Here is a 3,975-nt window from a genome sequence, read left to right as displayed (position 1 = left end):
CACTCACTAGGTCTGCCGACGCAGACTCAATACCATCCAGGTTTTCAGTAACCTGTGTCGGCAGGGTTTCTCCGGATAGCCGCGACTTCAGTCGCTAGGGTGAAAAAGAGACTGGCTTTTAAAACATCCTCTTAGGCGTTGTAAGGCAGCTTGAATTTGTTGCATTTCCTCGCTGCTAAGTACACTCAACCGCTGCCTCAGATAAGTAACGTGAGCGGGGAAAATTTCCTCAAACATTTGCTGCCCTTTTGGGGTAAGTACCACAATGAAGCAACGGCGATTTTGTGGTGGCACTTCTCGGCGAACCAGTCCTTTGCTTTCCAGGCGATCGATAATGCCCGTTAACGTCCCCTTGGTCACTAAAGTCTTTTCAGCAATCTGACCCATCATTAGCCCGGATGTGTTTCCCAGTGTGCAGATCACATCAAATTGCGGTACGGTCAGCCCCCATTGCCGGATCTGTTCCTCATCGGAGGCATAAAAGGCTTGATAGGTGCGTACCAAATCCCGCATTAATGCGAGAGCGGGTTCTTGAGCAGCCTGCTGAGTCACTGTAGGGTCTGCAGATGGTTGGGGGGGCGCTGCAGTGTCCATATCTGGTTTCATGAAGCTGGAGTTTGCCATTCAAATAGTTCTAATACAAACATTTTAGTGTTTGTTCGCAGGGGTTAGCAGGCTATCCAGGAATTTTTCTACCCGTAGACATACTTGCTCGCACAGGTCAGGGGCATCCGCATCAAACCACTCAATCGTTGGATCGGCCTGAAACCAGGTACGCTGTCGCTTGGCAAACTGACGGGTATGCAAAATCGTTAACTCCTTTGCCTCAGCCAGAGAAAGTTGCCCTGCGCGATGCTGTTTGAATTCGGCATAGCCCAACGTATTCAGCAACGGCAGATCAGCACTATACTTCTGGCAAAGATAATCCACTTCGGCCACAAAACCATCGGTAATCATTTGTTGGGTGCGATGGGCAATTCGCTGTCGCAGTTTCTCCGTATCCCGGCAATCCAGCCCAATTTGCAGAATCGAATAGGACGGAGGATGCTCTCCCTGCTGCTCCGACATGGGATGCCCTGTAGTGTAAAAGACTTCCAGCGATCGCACCGTTCGCACCTGATCATGGGGATGAATTTTCGCCGCTGATACCGCATCGACCTGTTGCAGCAGCGCATAACACTGCGGTTGGCCCAAGGCTTCCAGTTGCGATCGCAACTCTGGCTGGGGCGGCACCCTGGGAATTTTCAATCCTCGCGTGATGGAGCGAATATAAAGGCCAGTTCCACCAACTAGCAAGGGACTGGGGAGAAGGGAGGGGAGAGGGGTGGGCAAGGAATTTCGGATTTTGGATTTTCGATTTTGGATTTCGGACAAATCCTCGTCCTTTATCCTTTGTCCTTTGTCTTTTGCTAAGGACGAATGACCAATGACCAATGACGGCTCACCTTCTACCTTGCCTCCGTGGATTGTGGCAATTATCTCCTGAGCCTCTTGTTGATACTCCGCCAACGTCAGAGTTTCTGTGGGGTCGCAAATGTCGATCAAGTAGTGGGGCACAGCTTGCTGATCGGCGATCGAGGGTTTGGCGGTGCCAATGTTAAACTCTCGATACACTTGGCGCGAATCAGCACTGAGAATGACACAATGCAAGCGTTTTGCAAGCGCGATCGCTAAGCCAGACTTTCCTGTCGCCGTGGGGCCACACAAGACGATCAAACATGGTATACATGTACTGTTTTTTGCTAGACTAGGACTGGCAGAAGACATGAACATGAGTCACTGGTGAACCCCTACCTAAAATAGGGCGGGAAAGGTATCTAAAAACGCTTGTAAGCCTTTTGTGTTACAATTTTGGGTGGATTTTCGTATTTTAAGCTGGGATCAAATTTTAGAGCGTTTATTTTGGTTGGAGCACTGAACCGCATGACAAACTATTACGGTGCTGAGCAGATTCAAGTCCTGGAAGGGATTGAGCATGTTCGCAAACGCCCAGGAATGTACATTGGTAGCACCGGATCTAGAGGACTCCACCATCTAGTGTACGAGGTTGTTGACAACTCTGTTGACGAAGCTCTGGCGGGCTACTGCAAAAATATCAGCGTCACCATTAATCAGAACGGCTCTGTCACGGTGGTCGATGATGGACGTGGCATTCCCACCGATATTCATCCCCGAACCGGAAAATCTGCCCTGGAAACGGTACTCACCAAGCTAGGAGCCGGAGGGAAGTTTGGTGAAGGGGGCGGCTACAAGGTTTCTGGTGGTCTGCACGGAGTTGGAATTTCCGTCGTCAATGCTCTCTCTGAATGGGTGGAGGTGACGGTCTGGCGCGAAGGCAAGATTCATACCCAACGGTTTGAACGGGGGATTCCAAAGGGGGATATGGTCGTTAAGCCCGGAGCAGGCGATCGCACAGGAACTTCAGTCACATTCCTGCCCGACATCAGCATCTTCACTACAGGCATTGTCTTTGATTACGCCACCCTGGCAGGCCGTTTGCGAGAACTGGCCTTTCTCAACGGTGGCGTGCGAATTACCTTTACAGACAATCGTCCAGCAGACGGTAATCCCCATGTCGAAACCTACTTCTATGAAGGAGGAATTCGGGAATACATTGGCTATATGAACCGCGAGAAACAACCCCTGCACGAGGAAGTGATTTATGTGCAAGGGGAGCGGAACAATGTGCAAGTAGAAGTGGCGTTGCAATGGTGTGCCGATGCCTACACAGATAATCTGCTGGGATTTGCCAACAATATCCGCACGATCGACGGTGGCACTCATTTAGAAGGACTAAAAACGGTCCTCACCCGGACGATGAATGCACTGGCCCGTAAACGGAACAAGCTCAAGGACAATGATCCAAACCTGGCTGGGGAGAATATCCGGGAAGGGTTGACGGGCGTAATTTCAGTCAAGGTGCCGGAGCCAGAATTTGAAGGCCAAACCAAAACCAAACTGGGGAATACAGAAGTGCGCGGCATTGTCGATTCCCTGGTGGGCGAAGTCCTGACGGAATATCTGGAATTTCGTCCTGGGGTGGCAGATGCCATCATCGAAAAGGCGGTGGAAGCTTTTAGAGCTGCAGAAGCTGCCCGTAAAGCACGAGAGCTGGTACGCCGTAAATCGGTATTAGAGTCCTCGACCTTGCCAGGGAAACTGGCGGATTGCAGCAGCCGCGACCCCGCTGAATCAGAAATCTTCATTGTGGAAGGGGACTCTGCGGGGGGGAGTGCCAAGCAGGGACGAGATCGACGGTTCCAGGCGATCCTGCCGCTGCGAGGTAAGATCCTCAACATTGAAAAGACCGATGATGCCAAGATCTACAAAAATGCTGAGATTCAAGCATTAATCACGGCACTGGGTCTAGGCATTAAAGGGGAAGAGTTTAATGCCTCTCAACTGCGTTACCACCGGGTTGTAATCATGACTGACGCAGATGTAGACGGCGCTCACATTCGTACCCTGCTGCTCACCTTCTTCTACCGCTATCAACGGGATATGGTGGATCAGGGTTATGTCTACATTGCCTGCCCGCCTCTCTATAAAATTGAGCGGGGCCGCAATCACTACTACTGCTACAGCGATCGTGAGCGGGATCAACTGATTGCCACTTTCCCCGAAAATACCAAGTATGAAATTCAACGGTTCAAAGGGTTGGGAGAAATGATGCCGGAACAATTGTGGGATACCACGATGAACCCGGAGAGCCGCACCCTGAAACGAGTGGAAATTGAAGATGCTGCCGAAGCCGATCGCGTGTTTACCGTGCTGATGGGCGATCGGGTGGCTCCTCGACGGGAGTTCATCGAAACCTATGGGCCAAAGTTGAATCTAGAGGATCTGGACATTTAACAATACAGCGTAGGCTACCGCAATTCTCGTGCTCTCAATTGCCGATCAATTCACCCCATTTCAGCCAAGCTTCATACTGAACACGCTCTTCCTCTGGACGCTTATTTGCTTAGAGGATGT

At 50.9% G+C, this 3,975-nt stretch carries 3 protein-coding genes; 1 reads left to right on the top strand and 2 read right to left on the bottom strand.

Going from position 1 to position 3,975, the window contains the following annotated elements; all coding sequences use genetic code 11:
- Positions 1 to 87: 87 nt before the first annotated feature.
- Entirely contained in the window at positions 88 to 594 is a 507-nt protein-coding gene (locus tag ACUVQO_RS22645) for a MarR family winged helix-turn-helix transcriptional regulator (RefSeq protein ID WP_445928083.1), read from the bottom strand.
- Between the two features lie 54 nt (positions 595 to 648).
- Entirely contained in the window at positions 649 to 1,716 is a 1,068-nt protein-coding gene (gene miaA / locus ACUVQO_RS22640; protein ID WP_445928082.1) for a tRNA (adenosine(37)-N6)-dimethylallyltransferase MiaA, read from the bottom strand.
- Positions 1,717 to 1,923: 207 nt separating this feature from the next.
- Between miaA and gyrB the strand changes: the two genes are divergently transcribed.
- Entirely contained in the window at positions 1,924 to 3,855 is a 1,932-nt protein-coding gene (gyrB, locus tag ACUVQO_RS22635) for a DNA topoisomerase (ATP-hydrolyzing) subunit B (RefSeq protein ID WP_445928081.1), read from the top strand.
- Positions 3,856 to 3,975: the final 120 nt, after the last annotated feature.

The sequence above is a fragment of the Leptodesmis sp. genome, assembly GCF_052746595.1.
This window is presented reverse-complemented; position numbering and strand designations above follow the sequence as displayed.

Excerpts from the sequence above, each read along its gene's own strand:
- ACUVQO_RS22645 (WP_445928083.1), bottom strand. The coding sequence starts at position 594 with ATGGACACTGCAGCGCCCCCCCAACCATCTGCAGACCCTACAGTGACT.
- gyrB (WP_445928081.1), top strand. The coding sequence starts at position 1,924 with ATGACAAACTATTACGGTGCTGAGCAGATTCAAGTCCTGGAAGGGATT.